This is a genomic window from Paenibacillus sp. FSL K6-1122 (genome assembly GCF_037977015.1).
Classification (GTDB): Bacteria; Bacillota; Bacilli; order Paenibacillales; family Paenibacillaceae; genus Paenibacillus; species Paenibacillus amylolyticus.
This window is the reverse complement of sequence record NZ_CP150272.1, coordinates 5,946,595-5,963,730: the sequence shown is the minus strand read 5'-3', so window position 1 is coordinate 5,963,730 and position 17,136 is coordinate 5,946,595. Positions and strand designations below refer to the sequence as shown.

Genomic DNA, 17,136 nt, shown 5'->3' with positions numbered 1-17,136 from the left:
GGTGAGAGCGACTTTTGGCTTTGCGCAAGCAAAACAAGGGAAGCGAGCGACCGAAACCGGAACAAAATGGTTAAGCTACTAAGAGCACACGGAGGATGCCTAGGCGCTAGGAGCCGATGAAGGACGTGGCGAACAACGAAACTGCCTCGGGGAGCTGTAAGCAAGCTTTGATCCGGGGGTGTCCGAATGGGGAAACCCAGCTGGGGTAATTTCCAGTTACTCATAACTGAATACATAGGTTGTGTAGAGGCATACCAGGGGAACTGAAACATCTAAGTACCCTGAGGAAGAGAAAACAATAGTGATTCCGTCAGTAGCGGCGAGCGAACGCGGAGAAGCCCAAACCAAAGAGCTTGCTCTTTGGGGTTGTGGGACGTCTCACATGGAGTTACAAAGGAACCGGTTAAGCGAAGAGGTCTGGAAAGGCCCGCCAAAGAAGGTAAAAGCCCTGTAGTTGAAAGTTGGTTCCCTCCGAGACGGATCCCGAGTAGTGCGGGGCACGTGAAACCCCGTATGAATCCGGCAGGACCATCTGCCAAGGCTAAATACTTCCTAGCGACCGATAGTGAAGCAGTACCGTGAGGGAAAGGTGAAAAGCACCCCGGAAGGGGAGTGAAATAGAACCTGAAACCGTGTGCTTACAAAAAGTCAGAGCCCGTTTTAGGGGTGATGGCGTGCCTTTTGTAGAATGAACCGGCGAGTTACGTTCCCGTGCAAGGTTAAGGTGAAGAGCCGGAGCCGCAGCGAAAGCGAGTCTGAATAGGGCGACTTAGTACGTGGACGTAGACCCGAAACCGGGTGATCTACCCCTGTCCAGGGTGAAGGTGCGGTAACACGCACTGGAGGCCCGAACCCACGCATGTTGAAAAATGCGGGGATGAGGTGGGGGTAGCGGAGAAATTCCAATCGAACTCGGAGATAGCTGGTTCTCCCCGAAATAGCTTTAGGGCTAGCCTCGGAAAACAGAGTCGTGGAGGTAGAGCACTGATTGGGTGCGGGGCCCGCAAGGGTTACCAAGCTCAGTCAAACTCCGAATGCCATAGACTTACTTCCGGGAGTCAGACAGTGAGTGCTAAGATCCATTGTCAAAAGGGAAACAGCCCAGACCATCAGCTAAGGTCCCCAAGTGTGTGTTAAGTGGGAAAGGATGTGGAGTTGCACAGACAACCAGGATGTTGGCTTAGAAGCAGCCATCATTGAAAGAGTGCGTAATAGCTCACTGGTCGAGTGACTCTGCGCCGAAAATGTAACGGGGCTAAACACACCACCGAAGCTATGGCTTGATGCTTTGCATCAGGGGTAGGGGAGCGTTGTATAAGGGTTGAAGGTGTACCGTAAGGAGCGCTGGACATTATACAAGTGAGAATGCCGGTATGAGTAACGAAAAGATCAGTGAGAATCTGATCCGCCGAAAGCCTAAGGGTTCCTGAGGAAGGCTCGTCCGCTCAGGGTAAGTCGGGACCTAAGGCGAGGCCGAAAGGCGTAGTCGAAGGACAACAGGTCGAAATTCCTGTACCACCGTAAGCCGTTATGAGCAATGGGGGGACGCAGTAGGGTAGTGACGCGGACTGATGGATGTCCGTCTAAGCAGTAAGGCTGATGTGTAGGCAAATCCGCACATTGTAAGGCTGAGCTGTGATGGGGAGCGAAAATTATAGTAGCGAAGGTCATGATCTCACACTGCCAAGAAAAGCCTCTAGCCAGGTGATGGTGCCCGTACCGCAAACCGACACAGGTAGGCGAGAAGAGTATTCTAAGGCGCGCGGAAGAACTCTCGTTAAGGAACTCGGCAAAATGACCCCGTAACTTCGGGAGAAGGGGTGCCCCGGTAGTGTGAATAGCACGAGGGGGCCGCAGTGAAAAGGCCCAAGCGACTGTTTAGCAAAAACACAGGTCTGTGCGAAGCCGTAAGGCGAAGTATACGGGCTGACGCCTGCCCGGTGCTGGAAGGTTAAGGGGAGTGGTTAGGAGCAATCCGAAGCTGTGAACCGAAGCCCCAGTAAACGGCGGCCGTAACTATAACGGTCCTAAGGTAGCGAAATTCCTTGTCAGGTAAATTCTGACCCGCACGAATGGCGTAACGACTTGGGCGCTGTCTCAACGAGAGATCCGGTGAAATTTTAATACCTGTGAAGATGCAGGTTACCCGCGACAAGACGGAAAGACCCCATGGAGCTTTACTGCAGCTTGATATTGAATTTGGGTACGATCTGTACAGGATAGGTGGGAGCCTTTGAAACGTGAGCGCCAGCTTGCGTGGAGGCAACGTTGGGATACCACCCTGATCGTATCTAGGTTCTAACCTGGTACCGTAATCCGGTGCGGGGACAGTGTCAGGTGGGCAGTTTGACTGGGGCGGTCGCCTCCTAAAGAGTAACGGAGGCGCCCAAAGGTTCCCTCAGAATGGTTGGAAATCATTCGAAGAGTGCAAAGGCATAAGGGAGCTTGACTGCGAGACCTACAAGTCGAGCAGGGACGAAAGTCGGGCTTAGTGATCCGGTGGTACCGCATGGAAGGGCCATCGCTCAACGGATAAAAGCTACCCTGGGGATAACAGGCTTATCTCCCCCAAGAGTCCACATCGACGGGGAGGTTTGGCACCTCGATGTCGGCTCATCGCATCCTGGGGCTGAAGTAGGTCCCAAGGGTTGGGCTGTTCGCCCATTAAAGCGGTACGCGAGCTGGGTTCAGAACGTCGTGAGACAGTTCGGTCCCTATCTGTCGTGGGCGTAGGAAATTTGAGAGGAGCTGTCCTTAGTACGAGAGGACCGGGATGGACGTACCGCTGGTGTACCAGTTGTTCCGCCAGGAGCACCGCTGGGTAGCTATGTACGGACGGGATAAACGCTGAAAGCATCTAAGCGTGAAGCCCCCCTCAAGATGAGATTTCCCAGTATGTAAGACCCCTTGAAGACGACGAGGTAGATAGGCTGGGGGTGGAAGTGCAGCAATGCATGGAGCTGACCAGTACTAATCGGTCGAGGGCTTATCCAATAGCAAGTTGTAATTCGCGTGTTTCGTTTCGAATCTAGTTTTCAGAGAACGATCTCTGAAGCATATTCCCTGATAGCTCAGTTGGTAGAGCACTCGACTGTTAATCGAGTTGTCACAGGTTCGAGCCCTGTTCGGGGAGCCATATGGAGAGGTGTCCGAGCTGGCCGAAGGAGCACGATTGGAAATCGTGTAGGCGTCACAAGCGTCTCGAGGGTTCGAATCCCTCTCTCTCCGCCATAATATTAAGGCCCGTTGGTCAAGGGGTTAAGACACCTCCCTTTCACGGAGGTAACAGGGGTTCGAATCCCCTACGGGTCATAATAACTTCAAAAAAAGAAGTTGATTTTTACAACAAGATTATGGTATGATCATAAATGTGTTGTTCGGAGGCTTAGCTCAGCTGGGAGAGCATCTGCCTTACAAGCAGAGGGTCGGGGGTTCGATCCCCTCAGCCTCCACCATATAAACTTTATAACGACGCGGGGTGGAGCAGCCCGGTAGCTCGTCGGGCTCATAACCCGAAGGCCGCAGGTTCAAATCCTGCCCCCGCAATTATACTTTCCTTTGAGAAAGTGATCTGGAACCGTGGTGTAGTTGGCCTAACATGCCTGCCTGTCACGCAGGAGATCGCGGGTTCGAATCCCGTCGGTTCCGCCATTTAATCTTTACATGAGGCAAACTGTTCACTACATCTGCTGTATGGCACTGATGCCCTATATAAAGTGTAAGGAATTAAGATTAGACTTTATTATGGCTCGGTAGCTCAGTCGGTAGAGCAGAGGACTGAAAATCCTCGTGTCGGCGGTTCGATTCCGTCCCGAGCCACCATTTTTAAAATAATTTAATATGCCGGTGTAGCTCAACTGGTAGAGCAACTGACTTGTAATCAGTAGGTTGGGGGTTCAAGTCCTCTCGCCGGCACCATGTAATCCTGGAGGATTAGCGAAGTGGCCAAACGCATCAGACTGTAAATCTGCTCCCGTACGGGTTCGGTGGTTCGAATCCATCATCCTCCACCAGTTTTTAGGGGCATAGTTTAAAGGTAGAACAACGGTCTCCAAAACCGTTGGTGTGGGTTCAATTCCTGCTGCCCCTGCCAATTAAATTTTTAGAAAATAACCTTTTATGGCGGTCGTGGCGAAGTGGTTAACGCACCGGTTTGTGGATCCGGCATTCGGGGGTTCAATTCCCCTCGATCGCCCCTTTGTTTTTTCATTTTTTATTGGGGATTAGCCAAGCGGTAAGGCAACGGACTTTGACTCCGTCATGCATAGGTTCAAATCCTATATCCCCAGCCATTATGCGGACGTGGCTCAGCGGTAGAGCATCGCCTTGCCAAGGCGAGGGTCGCGGGTTCGATTCCCGTCGTCCGCTCCAAAATATGGCGCCATAGCCAAGTGGTAAGGCACAGCTCTGCAAAAGCTTTATCCCCAGTTCGAATCTGGGTGGCGCCTCCAGCATATGCCGGCGTGGCGGAATGGCAGACGCGCTCGACTCAAAATCGAGTGGGAAACCGTGGAGGTTCGAGTCCTCTCGCCGGTATATTGAATAGCCCTACATGTTGCTTATGCAATGTGTAGGGCTATTTTTATTTTATATGAAACGATTTATGTGCAGTAAGAAAATCTAGAGTAAGAGAAGATGGACGTTAATAAAGATTGACGTATGATTATATTGAGTATATTGTAGATAAGTAAAGTCTTTAATATGGAGGAGTGAAGTAGAGTGACTAATGGAAAAAATGTATCGGATACCGATCTGTTATTTGATCTTTCTGTATGGGAAGAGGCATGGAAGAATCGTCCGAGAAGTTCAAAATATAAGAAGAAAAGCGTCCCCTCTAATATAGAAGAAGCTTTTGAGCGATGGGCCAGGGATTATCATGCACAGTCGTTCACTGAAGAAGGAAAGCAGCGTTCTGAACGCATTATGGGCTGGATTGAAAACCAGGGTGTGGAATTCGCAGGGTTATCCATTTTGGACATTGGAGCAGCCTCAGGCATATTTACCATTCCTTTTGCGGAAAAGGGGGCAAGTGTGACCGCAGTTGAGCCTTCTGAGTTGCTTGTCTCCCTTATGAAAGAGACGATACCTCCAGCTCTGGAATCCAAAATCGAAATCGTAAACGAACGATATGAAGAAATCTCCATTAAGGATAAAGGCTGGGAGAAGAAATATGACTTTGCATTTGCATCCATGTGTCCGGCGATGTCGGATTGGGAAACGATTGAGCAGGCGATCAATTGTGCCCGGAAGTATGTGTATATAAGTACTATGGCGGGACAGAAGGAACACACACTAATGGATGAACTTAAGGATGTACTGGGGGTAACTTCTTCATACAAGGCCGGTGATATGGGGTATATCCAACAGTTGCTGTATTTGAAGGGTTATTCTTATACGATGATCATTACGAGAGAAGTTAACTCATTTGAAGTACCGGTGGAAGAGATTATCGAGAAGCTACCAGAATGGCTTAATACGTATGAGTTACCATCGGATGAAGATTCCCTCAGATTGGCTGAGGATTACATTAACGATACGTACAAGGATAGTACGGTGACCTTCTCACGTGGAGGAAGATTTGGTAAAATTCTAATCCAACTTGAACAGCCCAATATGAAAACAGTTCGCACTAAGGATAAGCGATAAATCGCATAAGCGTGGCAAGTGTACTAATAATCAGGAATTGAGACGGACAATGTAGTCTAACCTCTAAGATGACACTAGGAAGCATCATACTGCAAAACAAGAAGATACACGTGTCAAACATATGAAGTTAAGATTGCAGAAGTAAAGTTGTAAGTGAAGGGAGCAGGTTATGTGCTCCCTCTTTTTTGAAGCCACTAATTCATCGACCGCTTTGAACCAGACCCTCGTTTATTTAGAGATGTTCGATACTTCTGCTTTCTGCTTACGCTCCCGATACTGGCCGGGGGTGATTCCTTCCCATTTACGGAATGATCGGATAAAGTTTTGCGGATTGTTGTACCGAAGTCGTGCTGCGATATCTTTAACGGTTAGATCACTTTCGTCCAGCCATTTTTTAGCGATGTTAAATCGGTACTTGGTCAGATATTCACTAAATGCACAGCCTGTCTCTTTGCGGAAAACACTACTTAAGTAGTTGGCATTGTAGTGAAGCTTCAAGGCACATTCCTCAAGCGTCAGATCCTTATCATAATCTTGATGAATCATGGCAATCATTTTCTCAGATATATGCTGATACTGGGCATATTGTCTCGCTTTAAAAACCTGAATGACGGGCAAGATGACTTGATATTTAAACCAATCCTCAACTTCAGCAGCGTACTGCAAACTATGAAGTTCATGAAACATCGAGCCACGACCTTGGGAGATCTGTCCGAGTCGTATGCCGGATTCCTGAGTCATTTGCAAAATATGCGTGAGCAGCCTCGTAAGAGCCACCTCATACTCCTCGGGTGTAACCTCCATACCAAAGATTACTTCAAGCAGTTGTTTCAGAAGAGCAGAGGCCTGGACTTCATCCGCACTTTGAATAGCTTGGATCAACGAATATTCCAATGATTCCGGGTAGGTCATGGACCAAGTGGGAGTGTGATGATCTATGTTCTCATATTGAAAAATAATGCCTGTTCCCAGCTTCATCCGATGCCTCAGTGCTTCCAAGGCTTCTGTGTAAGCTTGAGGGATGTGATGTAGAGAGCTGTGCGACTGGCTGAATCCTATACTGACTTGAAGAGCCAGAATCTTATCCATCTGTTGTTGTAACTGGTCTGTTAATACATATAGCTGCTGTGAAAAAATAAACTGATCCTGTTCCACGGTGCCAATCACCGTGACTACTGTATGTTCCAGCACAATGGGAAGCAATTGTTGGTTATGCACAACGGTTTCCTCCAATATATTTTGAATAGCGAATAATAAGAGGTCACGATCACTAGCTCTATATTTTGTATGATTAACAAGATCGGCCTGTAGTGTAATAACAGCAATTTGTTGCCATTCCCGAACCTGATGCGTGTAGCCATATTCACTCAGGGTGTCAGGAAGAGTATGAACAGGGATCTTACCCTGGAACAGATTCATCATAAAATGATTGCGAATCTGCAATAGATGCACATTAAGTGTGTTCTCTAATTGGGAGCGAGAGGCAGATAATTGTGAGACCCCTGCTCTGATCTGTTCGAACTCATCAGAAAATGGTGGTGATTGCTGAGCTAATGTGTTTCCTTCTTTGGACAGATGGTTGTCACCAAGTTGGGTTAAAAGTTTACGAATCGGGACATGCATTCGCTTGGAGCCGAGCCAGGCGAGTAATAATGAAAGTAAAAGTAAGAAGATACTGATATACAAGGTGTGCAATCCGATATCGATATATTCTTGTGTCAGAATATTCGTAGGTGAGATTAGAACATAAGTCCATCCTTTTAAGGTAGAAGGGCTATACGTTAGAGAATAATGTGTATCGGCGATCTTAACTTCCCGTTTTTCAAAGCCTGTTGAAAATGTGATGGGTGATAGTTTGGTTATGTTGGCTTCCGTATCCCGATCCTGTAATCCAATGGCAGACAACGGTTGTCCAATGTATACAGGATCGGGATGGACCAAGATACGTTGTTCCCGATTCAAAATGATCAGTCCTGAGGCAGCATTGCCTATGGAGGCTTCTCCTAGTGTGTTTTGCAAAGAACAGGCAGGGATTCCGGCAATCAGGGCAGCATCGGAAGACGTATTCAGATTCGGAATAGATCTCGCAAGGGCAATATGATAAATACAGCCTGTACCGGGTGAACGCTCATCATTGCTGAACACCGATGAAGGGGAGAGCTGCCATCCAGAAGTTAACGTATCCGATATCAATTCTTTCATGGGAAGAGCCAGTGGAAAATCCGTATTACGATATAATCCGGCATGATCAATAAGCCAATTCTGAGATTGATTCACCAGAGTAATATCCAGCAAAGGTTCCCATGACCTCATATTCTGAAATTCGCTCTGTAGCTTGTCGGCAAGCAAAGGCCCTTTCCCCTCTAGTGAAGAAGAAGCAGACAGGGAGCGAAGGGTTACTGGAGAGCGAACGGCCTGATCAAGCATATAACTAACTGTAGCGAGTTTGTGTTCTACGTTGGATTGCATTTGTTCCAGCAACTGTCTGTTAGCCTGCGTACGATGCAGCTCTGTTTGGTTTGATGAATAGATAAATGCGGCAATTCCCGTTAACAAAATGGGCAGGGTGCTTAACAGGATTCCGAAGATGATCATTTTATGGAGATAGCTGATTGGTCGCACAGTTTCAGTTCCACCCCTGACATTAGAAATAGTAACACTTTCTATTTTAGTAAACGCTTACATATAGAACAATCTAAATTTTGTTTATGTGGATAAATAAGTAATTTAACAAAAGTGTATAGAAGTAGAGATAAGGGATTGCTGATAGATGATTTTGCAGAAAAGGTTAGAGAAATGGCTTGGACTGACTATCCAATACGGAATCATGAGAAACGAAATTGCAGTGTGAACGTAAATAGAGACATGGACAACATTCTCTCTACAGGTCGACATCTGCTAAAGGGTAGCCTGAATACGGGTAATAGAAGGTATCTGGAGTGCTATTCAGCTTAGGTGGAACGTTGGTCTTATATAGGGACAGACAAAGGTCCAACTAGATCCCCGACCTGAGTCTAGGATGAAAAACCGTCCACGGTCTGTTTTGAAAAGTCGCGGAATCCCCTAGAATAAGGACATAAGGTTAAACAAGAAACACGGAAACAAAAAACAAGAAACAAACGAACAAATGACTCAACACATTAAAAGGAACGAATGGAAAGGGCGGTGAACAACAATTATGAGATTGAATAAGGGAAATGGCTGGGCGATTGTATTGATTGCGCTGGGTGCACTACTCCTCTTCGGAAAGTTAACTCCACTTCTTGGACACTTAATGGGTTATCTGATTCCGGTCCTGATGATTGCACTGGGATACTACGGAGTTAAACGAGGGAATGTGATGCTTGGCTGGATTGTTCTCATCATCGGTATCATCTCACTGATGGGTAAACTAGCATGGTTGATCGGACCGATCATCGCGATCGGGTTAATCATCTTTGGTATCTCAATGCTAAGCAATAACCGCAGTCATCGTGGACGGTACTAAGCTTTCACGATTATGAAAAGGAGGGACAGAACATAATGAGTGTATTTCGTCGAATGCGGGATATTACCGTAGCCAATCTGAACGAACATTTGGAGCAAAGTCAGGATCCAGTCAAACTGATTGATCAGTTCCTGGTCTCGACCCGCCAAGACATCGGTGAAGCCGAGAAACTTCGTCATCAATATGCAAGCCATACCAGACAAATGAAACAACAAGCCGATCAGGCAGCAGGTATGGTGAACAAACGGGAAGAACAGGCATCCATGGCTCTGAAAGCAGGGGAAGAACATCTTGCTAAGCTGGCCTTGCAGGAGAAAATCCTCCACGAGGAAAAAATGGAACAGTACAATGAATTGTATGCACAAAGTTATGCGGCATTACAGGAGCTGGATGAACAGATCGATCAGCTGAAGGTTGAATATCAGAATGTATACAGCAAACGCCAATATTACTACGCTCGTATGCAGACGATTCAGTTACAGCAACGTATGAACCAGAGGGGCAATCACAACGGTCAGAATGTACCCCGTATGTTCAACCGACTGGATGATCAAGTCTCTGATCTCGAATATGAAGCACAAAGTCTCCGCGATATCCGGCGGATGAATCAAGATGGTTCAGGAGTGACTGGCAGCATGTCATCCTCTACGCTGGATAAGGAACTGGAACGCTTAAGACAAAAATTGAACAATGACAGAAAGGAGTAGTCACAATGAATAAATTATACCGCTCGGCGCGTAATCGAAGGCTAACAGGTTTGATCGGTGGCATTTCTGAAAATCTCGGATTGAGTACTACGCTGCTACGTATCATTTTCTTCATCAGTATTTTCGCTACGGGAGGTACATCATTGTTGATCTACTTCATCGCTGCGTTGGTGGTACCAAAGGAATCCAATCACGTTGATCCATATGCTTATGATTCCAACGTAAGAGGATACAAGTAAACGAAAGGAGCAAGCACATGAGCAAATTATACCGCTCAACGCGTGACCGGATGTTAACCGGCTTGTGCGGCGGAATTTCCGAAACCATCGGAATGGATTCCACCCTGCTGCGTATCATCTTTGTTATCAGTATCTTCGTAACTGGCGGCACGTCGTTGTTAATATACTTTATTGCAGCACTGGTGGTACCAAAAGAACCGTATCTGCCTTATGATCCATATGGCTACGGTCCGGGCCAAGGCCCTGGTCCTGGCAGAGGATACGACAACTATGATCATCAGCCACCAAGAGGTCCTTTTCAAAATAATCACAACCAACAAGGTCCTGGTAACTTCGGTCCCGGCCCTGGATTCAACGGCAGACCTCAATCTGGTCCCCGTTCTTATGACAACAACGCCTACGGAGCAGGAGCACCGCAAGAAAGTGAACTTGATTCCATGATGAAAGATATCGAGAAAAAAGCACTGAAAAAAGAAGTTGAAGAGCTTCGCCAAAAATTATCTCGTTACGAGAAGGGAGAAAAGTAAAATGGGAGTATTTAAACGGATTAAGGATATGACGAAAGCATCGGTAAATGATATGTTGGATAAAGTAGAGGACCCGATTGTAATGTTGAACCAGTACTTGCGTGATATGGAGGCTGAGATTCATGAGGCAGAGGTAACTGTTGCTAAACAAATGGCAAATGAGCGCCGCATGAAACAACGTTTGGATGAAGCGGAGCGTACTTCGGTACAACGTGAGTCCCAAGCAGAAGCTGCTCTGTCTAACGGTCAGGAAGAAGTGGCACGCAAATTGTTGGAAGAGAAAATCTACTTTGATCAAAAAATTACGGAGTACAGCGAACTGCATGCACAGTCCGAAGCACAAGCAAAAGATCTGTTGCAACAGTTGCATGATATGAAAGATGAGTTCTACAAAATGCGTAACAAACGTAATGAACTTGTATCCCGTGCACAAATGGCAAAAGCTAAAAAACAAATGTCTTCTATCAACAGCTTGCATTCGATCGAAAGTGGCGGCGCATCACTTGGATTCCACCGCATGGAAGAGAAAATTATGCAGCTGGAAGCTGAAGCTGACGTAGCTCGTGCACCTTATCGCAACACATCATCCACGTATACGAATCCTGTAGATGTGGAAAAACAATTCAAAGTGGATCAGCAATTACAAGCCCTCAAAAACAAAATGGGCAATGGTTCCAAGAATGAAGCGAACGGAACTTCAAAAGAATAACTGTTCGCTTAGTGGACAATATGATATTCTATAAATCGTGTATAATGTACGGTTGGTAGAACAAAAGTTAAGCCATACAGGACTTCATTGCCTGGTATGGCTTTTCCGTTGAATAAAGAGAGATTAACTTACAGAGGAGGTGCGGCGGGGATGAATCAAAAGAGTAAATGGCTTGCAGTTGTCATTATGATTATTGGCACAATGATGTTATTGAATGACAATATTAACTTCCTGACCGCTGCCGCACTGATTCTGTTAACGGTTGGAATGCTTCAAGTCCGCAATGGGGATACCCGCAAAGGTCATCGGTATCTTGGCATTGGTGCGGCACTGTTATTGCTGGATAATTTAATGATTGTATTTTTGATTGTACTGGCTTCTTTAGCTTACTTTTATTCGAAAAACAAAAAGATTCATCTGGACGAAGGCGTTATGAAGAAACAGAATTTCATGGCTCGGTACTACTGGGATCAATCATCCTGGACGTTACGTAGTATGAGTCTGTGGCATGCCATAGGTGAGGTTAACGCGGATCTATCTCTTTCGATTCCGGAGGAGAAACAAACAATTGTGCTGCTGCAAGGAGTTATGGGTAATGTTCGCCTTACACTACCAGAAGATTATGGTGTGGAGATTGAAGCATCGGTTCTTTTCGGCCGGATTAATCTTCTTGGAGAACAAGATAGCGGCATGATGAACAAATTAGTATGGAGAACGCCTGGATATGAATCCAGTGAACATAAAGCAAAATTTGTCATTTCTTATATTGTTGGCGACCTAAACATCAGTAATCCGTAGTAAAATAGATGAAGAGAAGGAGGAGACCCCGATGAAGACAAAACGACATACCGACATGGTAACCCGAAGTATGGGTGAAGGGATCCTCCTGGTTTTCATTGTGCTAGCTGTTATTTTGTATGTATTGTATACATATGGTTATCTTGCTCCGTTTACAGGCTGGCGGCATCTGATTCAATCGGGTCTGGCCTTATTGCTGCTTCTGATTGGGATTGGTGCGGTCTTTGGGTTCTATCAGAGTTACCGGGTTAAACGCCGGCTTGAACTGCTGCGGGAAACACTTCTACTGTGGGAGAAGGGCTCTCTATCACGCACTGTACCTGATCTGGGCGATGATGATGTGGGCCGTTTAAGTGAGCAACTCGGACGAATCGGCAAAAAGTGGGAAGATCAGATATCTACGCTCCAGCGATTGTCTACTCATAATGCACAGCTTGCTGAACAAGCCAGAATTACGGCTATTGTGGAAGAGCGGCAACGTTTGGCACGGGAACTGCATGATGCGGTATCGCAACAATTGTTTGCGATATCCATGACAGCAACGGCCGTTGGACGGAAGATGGAGAAGGATTTTGAACGTGCTCAGCGGCAGGTGGCTTTGATTGAGGAGATGGCTTCGGTAGCCCAGTCCGAGATGCGTGCGTTACTGTTACATCTGCGTCCAGTCTATCTGGAGGGTAAACATCTCGAACAAGGTCTGCGTGATCTGGTGATGGAACTGAAAACAAAAGTACCCATGGACATTGTGCTCGAAATGGACGAAGACATTGATCTGATCAAAGGCATCGAGAATCATCTGTTCCGGATCGTTCAGGAGGCTATGTCCAATACGTTACGGCATGCAAAAGCGGAAAAAATGGAGATACGGATCCAGCGCCGTACTGATGCGATCCGGGTATTGATTCGTGATGATGGGCAAGGCTTTGATCTGGATGAGAATAAACAAGCTTCTTACGGTCTGGCTAACATGCGTGAACGTGTTACGGAGATTGGCGGGGCCATACATTTTGTAACAGCGCCTGGTAAGGGAACGCGGATTGAGATTACGATACCTTTGATGAACGATGAAAGCGAGGAAGAACATGTCAATGGAACCGGAAGTCGAAACGGAGACGGAAACGTCGATCAAAGTATTGCTCGTGGATGATCATGAGATGGTACGTATTGGTCTTGCAGCGGTACTGGATACCGAAGATGGAATTGAAGTTGTTGGTGAAGCAGGTAGTGGAGAGGAAGGCATTCGGCTCGCACAGGAATATAAGCCTGATGTTGTTCTGATGGATCTGGTTATGGAAGGAATGGACGGCATTGAGGCTACTCGTCAGGTACTTAAAATGTATCCAGAGTGCAAAGTCATTGTATTGACCAGTTACTTGGATGATGAAAAAATGTATCCTGTCATTGAAGCAGGCGCATTCAGTTATCTGTTGAAAACATCAAGAGCCAATGAAGTGGCAGATGCGATTCGCGCAGCAGCTCGCGGGCAATCCGTTCTGGAGTCACAGGTGGCTTCGAAAATGATGAATCGCTTCCGGCAGCCACAGGCAGCAGCTCCTTTGCACGATGAATTAACAGACCGTGAAATGGATGTGCTGCGGTTGCTCGCCAAAGGTAAATCAAATCAGGACATCGCTGATGATCTGATCATTGGTATCAAAACAGTCAAGTTCCATGTTACAAACTTACTGGCAAAATTGGGCGTAGACGACCGTACACAGGCCGCGATCTATGCTTATAAAAATGGACTTGCAGAGTAATAAGAATCATATGTAATAACATAATGAAGCCAAAGAACCGTGCTTTCATGTGCGGAAGTTATAGATAAGAGGACAGAAAGAACCTGAAGAAGCGAAGCTAAAAGCTTTCTGAAAGAAAGCTACTTCGGAAGCATAAACTTCGCCTTTATCCCCGGATTTTTACCTTGAAAAAGGGAATCAAAAAATCTGGGGATAACAGCGATCAGAAGGTTGTTCTGTCATCGGAGTGGCGAGTGTAAATATTGTGTAGTTCAATTTATATAGAAAAGATGAATGGAAAGCTCTGATCTGCCATGCAAGTGGCGGGTGGGGCTTTTTTGTTGTGTGCAGAAGAAGTATAGCAAATATGCGAAAGGGGCATGCTGTTGATAGATTCATAGAATGCAAGAAAGAAGCGGGGGATTCAAATGTTAAATCGTTGGATGACAGCAGGTATATTGGCAATGGCAATCATTATTCTTATCGGTGTGACACAGGTATATGCAGAGAAGAATGAATCCAAAGCAGCCCAACTGGAACAGTTAATCTATACTGCTGACAGCGTGATTGATAATGTGGATCGTCTAGTTATTAAATGGCAAGGAGAAGGCAAGGGAGATGCACAAGCGCAGGCCGTGTTACTGGCTGGTCACTTGGGACTGGAACAACCTGTGCGGGTACGCCAGACGGGTCATGATGTTTACCGTAGTGAAGAGATTGTCGATACAGCTAATGGTGGCGTAGGCATGTTGGTCAATGTCGTCGATACAGGAGACAATGGTTACTATGCCATCGTACAACTCTCAGGGGATGCACACACGGATCGGAAGGCATTAATGACATTACATGAAGAGGTCGATCAACTGCTTGTAGACTCAGGGATGAAGGCAACCTGGAATATGTCTGTGCAAGGTACAGCAGTTACTGCTACTGAACATGATGCGAGTCAGCAACTGGAACTGATCGAAAAACAGCTGTCCACAAAGGTGGATATCGCCTCAGTTGAACGTTATACAGATGTAGCCAGCGGAAGTGTCTCTTATAAGGCGGCTGAGCTGCCCCTATCGATCAAGAGTGGCTCGCACATGTTGAATATGCAACTCGCAGTTCACCAGGTTGGAGACGAGGCCGACAATCGAATTACAGTGGGGTTTCCGGTGATTACGATTGAATATTAAGGAATGGTTTTTTCATGAATTAGGACCCAATATTGAGAATCTTTATCAGAAAAATGAGTTTGAAATAGTGCATCCATTCAGTTGATATGCTAAAATGGCATCACATCCAAGAAGGAACTTGCTGGTAATTGACAGTTGTATGTCGTGCATATATAACACCATTACATAGCTCGGGGAGAGCATGAAGGTTATCTTCCCGGAAGAAAGAGGAGCCCATGGTTGAAAAACAATTGCAAGATGAAGTACAGACACCAGGCGCAGTATTTTTCATTTTTGGAGCAACGGGTGATTTGGCCCGCCGGAAGCTGTTTCCGGCTATCTACAGTCTTTACCGTGAAGGCAAGCTTGCCGAAGACTTTGCGGTTATTGGCGTAGCACGTCGTCCGAGGTCCCCAGAAGAATTCCGGGAAGACATCTATGAATCCATTAAAGAGTTCTGCCGTTATCCAGCGGGGGAACCTGATGAGTGGAACGCTTTTGTCGATCATTTTGAATACAAAGCACTGGATATCAATAATGTGGAAGGATTCAAAGAGCTGCGTGCGCAGACGGAGCATCTGGAATCAAAGTTTAACACGCCGGGGAACCGGCTGTTCTATCTGGCACTGGCACCTGAGCTGTTTGGCAGTGTCTCGTACAGTTTGCGGGACGGTGGTATGTTAGAAAGTAAGGGTTGGAACCGTTTGGTGATCGAAAAACCATTTGGTTATGATCTGCAATCCGCCGAACATCTGAATGAGCAGATTCGTGAGGTATTCCGTGAAGAGGAAATCTATCGTATTGATCATTATCTGGGCAAGGAAATGGTGCAAAATATTGAAGTGATTCGGTTTGGAAATGCTTTTTTTGAACCGCTCTGGAATAACAAACATATTGCCAACGTTCAGATTACGCTTGGTGAAACGGTAGGCGTGGAAGAACGTGGTGGTTATTATGATCACTCCGGTGCACTGCGTGATATGGGGCAGAATCATATGCTCCAGATGCTGACGATGATTGCGATGGAACCGCCGAGTCGCCTATTCCCGGAAGACATTCGGGATGAAAAGGTGAAGGTATTACGCTCTCTACGGGCGTTCACCTCGGATGAGGAAGTGAGCAACAACGTTGTGCGGGGGCAGTATGCCGAAGGGGAGTACCGTGGCAAGCAGCTTCCGGGGTATCGCCAGGAAGACAAGGTTGATCCGCAGTCGAATACGGAGACGTATTTTGCAGCACGTGTATTCGTGGATAATTTCCGCTGGGCGGGTGTGCCATTCTACATTCGGACAGGCAAGCGACTTCCGGTGAAAACGACCGAGATCGTAGTTGAGTTCAAGTCGATGCCAAACAACGTGTACCTTGGGAAAAAGTATAAGCTCGAACCTAACCTGCTGGTCATTCGGGTGAATCCGATGGAAGGCATATATATCAAAATCAATGCCAAGAAACCAGGCTCGGATTCCGAGATTCAGCCACTCGCGATGGATTTCTGTCAGAGCTGCATGATTGGAATTAACTCGCCTGAAGCATATGAACGTCTGCTGCACGATGCGGCAGAAGGGGATTCTACGTACTTCACCCGTTGGGATGAAGTGGCAACAGCCTGGTCTTTTGTGGATCGGATTGCAGCAGCCTGGGGGCAGAATCAAGGAGAGCTTCATACGTACCCTGCTGGAACATGGGGGCCAGAAGCGACAGATAAGCTGCTGGAGCAGGACGGATTCCACTGGTGGCCGGTGAATGGTCAGGATGAGGACAGCGTGATCTGGCAAGTGAATGGTTAGGGTAGGGTAAGGGCATTAACAACAGTATTAACAACATACACAACATGACTGAGCCTGGGGAAATCGCAAATTTTGCGGTGTACCCAGGCTTTTTAGTGGGGGAAAAGGTAGGTATCCATCATAAGGAAATAAGTAATTTAAATTAAGTTGTTGACAAAAAGTAAGTATGTAACTTATACTCAACACATGAGTTAAAGAGTTACGCAAATGACAAACTTCATTCGGGCAAACGTTTCGGATAAGTTATCATTCATGAGATAAAATGTAAACCAGTTGAAGGGGTTTACGTCACAGAGAATCATGAAGAAAAAATGTGCATAATATCTTTAATCTAAGAATACTA

At 46.4% G+C, this 17,136-nt stretch carries 12 protein-coding genes, 15 tRNA genes and 1 rRNA gene; 27 read left to right on the top strand and 1 reads right to left on the bottom strand.

The window, feature by feature from the left end; genetic code table 11:
* Positions 1-68 precede the first annotated feature (68 nt).
* From NSQ20_RS26805 to NSQ20_RS26725, 17 genes are all read left to right on the top strand, one after another.
* A 23S ribosomal RNA gene (locus NSQ20_RS26805) occupies positions 69-2,994 on the top strand.
* A 66-nt stretch (positions 2,995-3,060) separates the two neighbouring features.
* Positions 3,061-3,136, top strand: a tRNA-Asn gene (locus NSQ20_RS26800).
* Positions 3,137-3,139: 3 nt separating this feature from the next.
* Positions 3,140-3,231, top strand: a tRNA-Ser gene (locus NSQ20_RS26795).
* Positions 3,232-3,240: 9 nt separating this feature from the next.
* A tRNA-Glu gene (locus tag NSQ20_RS26790) sits at positions 3,241-3,312 on the top strand.
* A 67-nt stretch (positions 3,313-3,379) separates the two neighbouring features.
* Positions 3,380-3,455 (top strand) — tRNA-Val (locus tag NSQ20_RS26785).
* Positions 3,456-3,472: 17 nt separating this feature from the next.
* Positions 3,473-3,546 (top strand) — tRNA-Met (locus NSQ20_RS26780).
* Positions 3,547-3,573: 27 nt separating this feature from the next.
* Positions 3,574-3,651: transfer RNA gene (locus NSQ20_RS26775), tRNA-Asp, on the top strand.
* A 95-nt stretch (positions 3,652-3,746) separates the two neighbouring features.
* Positions 3,747-3,822, top strand: a tRNA-Phe gene (locus NSQ20_RS26770).
* 20 nt (positions 3,823-3,842) lie between these two features.
* A tRNA-Thr gene (locus NSQ20_RS26765) sits at positions 3,843-3,918 on the top strand.
* Positions 3,919-3,927: 9 nt separating this feature from the next.
* A tRNA-Tyr gene (locus NSQ20_RS26760) sits at positions 3,928-4,013 on the top strand.
* A gap of 6 nt (positions 4,014-4,019) precedes the next feature.
* Positions 4,020-4,093 (top strand) — tRNA-Trp (locus NSQ20_RS26755).
* Between the two features lie 29 nt (positions 4,094-4,122).
* A tRNA-His gene (locus tag NSQ20_RS26750) sits at positions 4,123-4,195 on the top strand.
* 22 nt (positions 4,196-4,217) lie between these two features.
* Positions 4,218-4,292 (top strand) — tRNA-Gln (locus NSQ20_RS26745).
* Between the two features lie 4 nt (positions 4,293-4,296).
* Positions 4,297-4,371, top strand: a tRNA-Gly gene (locus NSQ20_RS26740).
* A gap of 6 nt (positions 4,372-4,377) precedes the next feature.
* Positions 4,378-4,451 (top strand) — tRNA-Cys (locus NSQ20_RS26735).
* Between the two features lie 6 nt (positions 4,452-4,457).
* Positions 4,458-4,536, top strand: a tRNA-Leu gene (locus NSQ20_RS26730).
* 183 nt (positions 4,537-4,719) lie between these two features.
* Positions 4,720-5,646, top strand: a complete 927-nt coding sequence (locus NSQ20_RS26725; RefSeq protein ID WP_340018515.1) for a methyltransferase domain-containing protein — start codon at positions 4,720-4,722, stop codon at positions 5,644-5,646.
* A gap of 228 nt (positions 5,647-5,874) precedes the next feature.
* On the opposite strand, the gene NSQ20_RS26720 is transcribed toward NSQ20_RS26725, so the two are convergent.
* Positions 5,875-8,268: a helix-turn-helix domain-containing protein gene (locus NSQ20_RS26720; protein ID WP_340018514.1), complete on the bottom strand. Its 2,394-nt coding sequence runs from the start codon at positions 8,266-8,268 to the stop codon at positions 5,875-5,877.
* A gap of 556 nt (positions 8,269-8,824) precedes the next feature.
* Here NSQ20_RS26720 and NSQ20_RS26715 point away from each other — a divergent pair.
* From NSQ20_RS26715 to zwf, 10 genes are all read left to right on the top strand, one after another.
* Complete coding sequence (locus tag NSQ20_RS26715) at positions 8,825-9,133, top strand: hypothetical protein (protein ID WP_036673253.1); 309 nt, start codon at positions 8,825-8,827, stop codon at positions 9,131-9,133.
* 35 nt (positions 9,134-9,168) lie between these two features.
* Entirely contained in the window at positions 9,169-9,840 is a 672-nt protein-coding gene (locus NSQ20_RS26710; RefSeq protein WP_017692312.1) for a PspA/IM30 family protein, read from the top strand.
* A gap of 5 nt (positions 9,841-9,845) precedes the next feature.
* Complete coding sequence (locus NSQ20_RS26705; RefSeq protein ID WP_036673255.1) at positions 9,846-10,079, top strand: PspC domain-containing protein; 234 nt, start codon at positions 9,846-9,848, stop codon at positions 10,077-10,079.
* A 17-nt stretch (positions 10,080-10,096) separates the two neighbouring features.
* On the top strand, positions 10,097-10,606 hold the full coding sequence (locus NSQ20_RS26700; RefSeq protein WP_340031215.1) for a PspC domain-containing protein: 510 nt from the start codon (positions 10,097-10,099) through the stop codon (positions 10,604-10,606).
* Position 10,607: 1 nt separating this feature from the next.
* Positions 10,608-11,315 carry a PspA/IM30 family protein gene (locus tag NSQ20_RS26695; RefSeq protein ID WP_017692315.1) on the top strand — a complete coding sequence of 236 codons (708 nt, stop codon included), beginning with the start codon at positions 10,608-10,610 and terminating at the stop codon, positions 11,313-11,315.
* A 150-nt stretch (positions 11,316-11,465) separates the two neighbouring features.
* Positions 11,466-12,113 (top strand): cell wall-active antibiotics response protein LiaF, encoded by a 648-nt coding sequence (liaF, locus tag NSQ20_RS26690; protein ID WP_036605686.1) that lies wholly within the window; start codon positions 11,466-11,468, stop codon positions 12,111-12,113.
* A 31-nt stretch (positions 12,114-12,144) separates the two neighbouring features.
* The gene (locus NSQ20_RS26685; protein WP_036605687.1) at positions 12,145-13,260 is read left to right on the top strand and encodes a sensor histidine kinase; all 1,116 of its coding nucleotides are present in this window, start codon (positions 12,145-12,147) and stop codon (positions 13,258-13,260) included.
* Complete coding sequence (locus NSQ20_RS26680; RefSeq protein ID WP_091020933.1) at positions 13,202-13,870, top strand: response regulator transcription factor; 669 nt, start codon at positions 13,202-13,204, stop codon at positions 13,868-13,870. Before NSQ20_RS26685 ends, NSQ20_RS26680 begins: the two co-directional genes overlap by 59 nt.
* Positions 13,871-14,277: 407 nt before the next feature.
* Entirely contained in the window at positions 14,278-15,027 is a 750-nt protein-coding gene (locus tag NSQ20_RS26675; RefSeq protein ID WP_076328935.1) for a YwmB family TATA-box binding protein, read from the top strand.
* 215 nt (positions 15,028-15,242) lie between these two features.
* Positions 15,243-16,793 (top strand): glucose-6-phosphate dehydrogenase, encoded by a 1,551-nt coding sequence (gene zwf / locus NSQ20_RS26670; RefSeq protein ID WP_076328936.1) that lies wholly within the window; start codon positions 15,243-15,245, stop codon positions 16,791-16,793.
* Positions 16,794-17,136 lie beyond the last annotated feature (343 nt).

What these genes read in the sequence shown, in the direction of transcription:
- NSQ20_RS26715 (WP_036673253.1), top strand. Translation starts at nt 8,825, where the DNA reads ATGAGATTGAATAAGGGAAATGGCTGGGCGATTGTATTGATTGCGCTG.
- NSQ20_RS26710 (WP_017692312.1), top strand. Translation starts at nt 9,169, where the DNA reads ATGAGTGTATTTCGTCGAATGCGGGATATTACCGTAGCCAATCTGAAC.
- NSQ20_RS26705 (WP_036673255.1), top strand. Translation starts at nt 9,846, where the DNA reads ATGAATAAATTATACCGCTCGGCGCGTAATCGAAGGCTAACAGGTTTG.
- NSQ20_RS26700 (WP_340031215.1), top strand. Translation starts at nt 10,097, where the DNA reads ATGAGCAAATTATACCGCTCAACGCGTGACCGGATGTTAACCGGCTTG.
- NSQ20_RS26695 (WP_017692315.1), top strand. Translation starts at nt 10,608, where the DNA reads ATGGGAGTATTTAAACGGATTAAGGATATGACGAAAGCATCGGTAAAT.
- liaF (WP_036605686.1), top strand. Translation starts at nt 11,466, where the DNA reads ATGAATCAAAAGAGTAAATGGCTTGCAGTTGTCATTATGATTATTGGC.
- NSQ20_RS26685 (WP_036605687.1), top strand. Translation starts at nt 12,145, where the DNA reads ATGAAGACAAAACGACATACCGACATGGTAACCCGAAGTATGGGTGAA.
- NSQ20_RS26680 (WP_091020933.1), top strand. Translation starts at nt 13,202, where the DNA reads ATGGAACCGGAAGTCGAAACGGAGACGGAAACGTCGATCAAAGTATTG.
- NSQ20_RS26675 (WP_076328935.1), top strand. Translation starts at nt 14,278, where the DNA reads ATGTTAAATCGTTGGATGACAGCAGGTATATTGGCAATGGCAATCATT.
- zwf (WP_076328936.1), top strand. Translation starts at nt 15,243, where the DNA reads ATGGTTGAAAAACAATTGCAAGATGAAGTACAGACACCAGGCGCAGTA.